Origin of the sequence: Calothrix rhizosoleniae SC01 (assembly GCF_900185595.1) — a bacterium.
GTDB lineage: Bacteria > Cyanobacteriota > Cyanobacteriia > Cyanobacteriales > Nostocaceae > Calothrix_A > Calothrix_A rhizosoleniae.
Genome location: NZ_FYBH01000342.1, coordinates 1 through 3,845, shown reverse-complemented (window position 1 = coordinate 3,845; position 3,845 = coordinate 1). Strand labels below are relative to the sequence as shown.

Below are 3,845 nucleotides of genomic sequence, written 5' to 3'. Positions count from 1 at the left end.
GATGAAAGTAGGAACCAAAGAGATTCGCGACATTGTCCTATCCCTGCATAATTGCTCCAGTCTTGACGAAGTTGGATTCAAGACGGTGGATCTTCATGAAAGTATAGATAGTATTCTGACAATACTTCAACACCGTTTAAAAGGGAAACCAAATTTTCCGGTAATCTCCGTGGTTAAAGAGTATGGAGAGCTTCCACTAGTTGAATGCTACCCCAGTCACCTCAACCAGGTATTTATGAATATTGTGGCTAATGGAATTGATGCTATGGAGGATAGGTACCAAACATCAGATCTCCAATTACCTGTAATTCGTATTAATACTGAAGTTCATGATGGTGAATGGGTTGTAATTAGCATCAGTGATAATGGTTGTGGAATTGCAGAAGATATACGTTCAAAACTGTTTGACCCCTTCTCTACTACTAAAGGAATAGGTAAAGGGATGGGACTCGGATTATCTATCAGTTATAAAATTGTGGTGGAAAAACACAGTGGTAGATTATCTTGTCAATCAAGTTTAGGACATGGCACAGAATTTATCATCGAAATTCCGGTTACTCAATCATAAAGTTATACCATTTTAGATTTTAGACAAAACTCTTTTTCCCCCTGCTCCCTGCCCCCTTGCAGTCCTAACGATAAGTCTTTAACCGCACATGATATAGCCCCAAACTTGCCCAATCAAGTCAAATCGCGTCAAAATAATAATTAAAACCCTGTAATATGTCTTAACAATGGTGCAAGTACAGTCTTACTCAGAACCATCTCCTGCAAAAACCATATCCCAACGGGGATATGATTGGGATTTAGTAATTGTCGGTGGCGGGATTGCTGGCTTAACCTTAGCCAGTGCCTTAAAAGATTCTGGGCTCAGGGTACTCTTAATTGAAGCTAGAGAGCAATCAGCAGCAGTAGTTAAAGGACAAGCCTATGCCATACATATGCTGTCTGCACTTATTTATCAAGGAATAGGTGTATGGGATAAAATTCTGCCCCAGATTGAAACTTACCGTCGCGTGTGTCTTTCCGATGCCGATTATCCAGAGGTAGTAGAATTTAATACCTCTGATTTAGATACCCAGGATTTGGGCTATGTAGCCGAACATCAAGCACTGTTGTATCCTTTGCAGGAATTTGTCCAAGGCTGTAACAATGTGGCTGTGATGTGCCCGGCGGAGGTGGTAAGTACCCAGTATTTTCCCGATGAAGTGTGTGTGGAAGTGAAAGTAGCCGGGGAAATACACACAGTCCGCAGTAAATTAATGGTAGCTGCTGATGGGGCGCGATCGCGGATTCGTGAAGCTGCGGGAATTAAAACCAAGGGTTGGAAATATTGGCAATCTTGTATTGTGGCTTTTGTGAAGCCGGAAAAGTCACATAATCACACCGCTTATGAGAAGTTTTGGTCTAGTGGGCCCTTTGCCATTTTACCTTTACCAGGGAACCGATGCCGGATTGTTTGGACTGCACCCCATGAGGAAGCCCAAGCTTTATGTGCTTTAGATGATCAGCAATTCTTAGCAGAATTAACTCGGCGCTATGGTAAGCAAATGGGTAAACTGGAATTACTAGGCGATCGCTTTATTTTTCAGGTCAGATTGATGCAAAGTGATCGCTATGCTTTACACAGATTAGCTTTAGTGGGTGATGCAGCCCATAATTGTCATCCAGTGGGTGGACAAGGTTTAAATTTGGGTATTCGGGACGTAGCAGCTTTAGCCCAAATCATCAAAGCTGCACATCAAATTGGTGAAGATATTGGCGATGTGAAAGTTCTCAAACGTTACGAAAGTTGGCGCAAAAAGGAAAATCTGACAATTTTAGGGTTTACTGACCTATTAGACCGCATGTTTTCTAACCATTTCCTACCATTAGTAGTGTTACGTCGTCTGGGCTTGTGGATCATGCAGCGCGTGCCTTTGGTAAAAATATTTACTCTGAAGTTAATGATTGGTTTAAAGGGTCGGACTCCTAAGTTAGCCCAAAATTCCTAGTTGAGGGGATGTTTTAAGGGAATGGTACGAAGTTAGGGACTTCCAAATAAAAAAATAATCAATCGTTATGAATGCAGGGAGGAAGGGAGCACTTTCAAGGCTAGGGTTTTCAGAATCTCGGAAATAATTGAGAAAATCCTCAATTGTCTAACGTGGTTTGGTTATTTCAGCGTTTAAGCATGAGCTGAAACGGAGAAAAAATACCGAATACAAAATCCCTACCCATAAAAGATACTCCCTTTCCCGTGCCACCAAATGAAGTGGAGCAAAGGCCAGGAAGACGCTGGGGAGCAGGGAGCAGGGGAGAAACCCCATACATGAATGTAGAGAGCAGCGCGCAGAAAGGGGGTCTCCCCCATGAGCGACTGCATCAAGAAAGGGATTATTGAGAAAGAGTGCTTATGCATCGCGGCACAATTATTTCTAATTTTTCCACAAATAAATTTGGGGGCTTGTATCCTTTTCTTTTTCGGTCACAATTCCGACTTCTTTAAGTGCTTCTCCTTTGTAAAAAATATTTGGTGCCTTTCCATGCCACTATAGAAAATGAAGTGGCAAATTAAACTAACTACATCAAAGAAGGCAAAAATACCGTGCAGATAACATTCTTAGGGACGAGTTCTGGAGTACCGACGCGATCGCGCAACGTTTCCAGTGTTGCCTTGAGATTACCGCAACGGGCAGAATTATGGTTGTTTGACTGCGGTGAAGGCACCCAACATCAACTCCTACGCAGTGAACTCAAAATCAGCCAACTCTGCCGCATTTTTATTACCCATATGCACGGCGATCATATTTTTGGCTTGATGGGTTTACTTGCTAGTTGTGGTTTAGCTGGTAATATCCAACGTGTTGATATCTATGGACCACCAGGATTAAGTGAATATCTTCAAGCAGCTTCTCGTTATTCTCATACCCATTTTTCCTACCCCATCAAAGTTCACACCGTCAGCCCAGGATTGATTTACGAAGACAATGAATTTTCTGTAACTTGCGGTGCTTTACATCATCGGATTACTGCTTTTGGCTACCGAATAGTAGAAAAAGATCGCTCTGGACGGTTTGATGTGGAAAAAGCTCAACGCTTACAAATTCCTCCTGGTCGGATTTATGGTCAATTGAAACGTGGGGAAGTGGTAACTTTAGATGATGGACGTGTAATTAATGGTACTGATTTGTGTGGCCCAACAGAAATCGGGAGGAAGATAGCCTACTGTACGGATACTGTTTATTGTCAAGGTGCGGTTGAATTGGCACGGGATGCAGATGTATTAATTCATGAAGCAACCTTTGCACATCAAGATGCGGATATGGCATTTCAGCGCCTGCACTCTACCAGTACAATGGCTGCACAAACAGCTTTAGCTGCTGAGGCACATCGTTTAATTATTACCCATTTCAGCCCGCGCTATACTCCTGGAAATCCTGTAGAATTTCGGGATTTACTTCAGGAGGCTCGTGCTATTTTCCCTCAAACGCAGATGGCACATGACTTTATGGATTATGAGGTTCCCAGACGACGAGCTCCGGTAATTTCCTAGTCCTGGATTTTGTCTACATCATCATCAGCATCTCTTATTGAGAAAAATTCTGTAAATCCAACAATTATTGTTGATAATTGTTGGGACTCCACCCAAAAACCATCAGTATCAAGGTAAAATTTTTTATACCAGCTTATGGTATAAATCCCTTATTAGAGTAATTAGCAAGCTAGTTTCTCATGTACGCTTGTACACAACCAAGGACGAAAAACGTTCTTTCCTCCAGCAAAGCTGCCTTTTTCAAGTTAGGAAAAAACCCCTTGGGTTCTTCATGTTTTCGTCTAGTTACAAGCTAAAACCTAGGTTTAAG

General features: G+C 42.1%; 3 protein-coding genes. All 3 read left to right on the top strand.

Going from position 1 to position 3,845, the window contains the following annotated elements; all coding sequences use genetic code 11:
* Nucleotides 1-568 (top strand): sensor histidine kinase (locus CALSC_RS20980; protein ID WP_143288329.1); only part of this gene is annotated, 568 nt, incomplete at its 5' end.
* A 166-nt stretch (nucleotides 569-734) separates the two neighbouring features.
* The gene (locus tag CALSC_RS20975; protein WP_088243212.1) at nucleotides 735-1,994 is read left to right on the top strand and encodes an FAD-dependent hydroxylase; all 1,260 of its coding nucleotides are present in this window, start codon (nucleotides 735-737) and stop codon (nucleotides 1,992-1,994) included.
* Nucleotides 1,995-2,587: 593 nt separating this feature from the next.
* Nucleotides 2,588-3,535 (top strand): ribonuclease Z, encoded by a 948-nt coding sequence (locus CALSC_RS20970; protein ID WP_088243211.1) that lies wholly within the window; start codon nucleotides 2,588-2,590, stop codon nucleotides 3,533-3,535.
* The last annotated feature ends 310 nt before the right edge of the window (nucleotides 3,536-3,845 follow it).

Excerpts from the sequence above, each read along its gene's own strand:
- CALSC_RS20975 (WP_088243212.1), top strand. The coding sequence starts at position 735 with ATGGTGCAAGTACAGTCTTACTCAGAACCATCTCCTGCAAAAACCATA.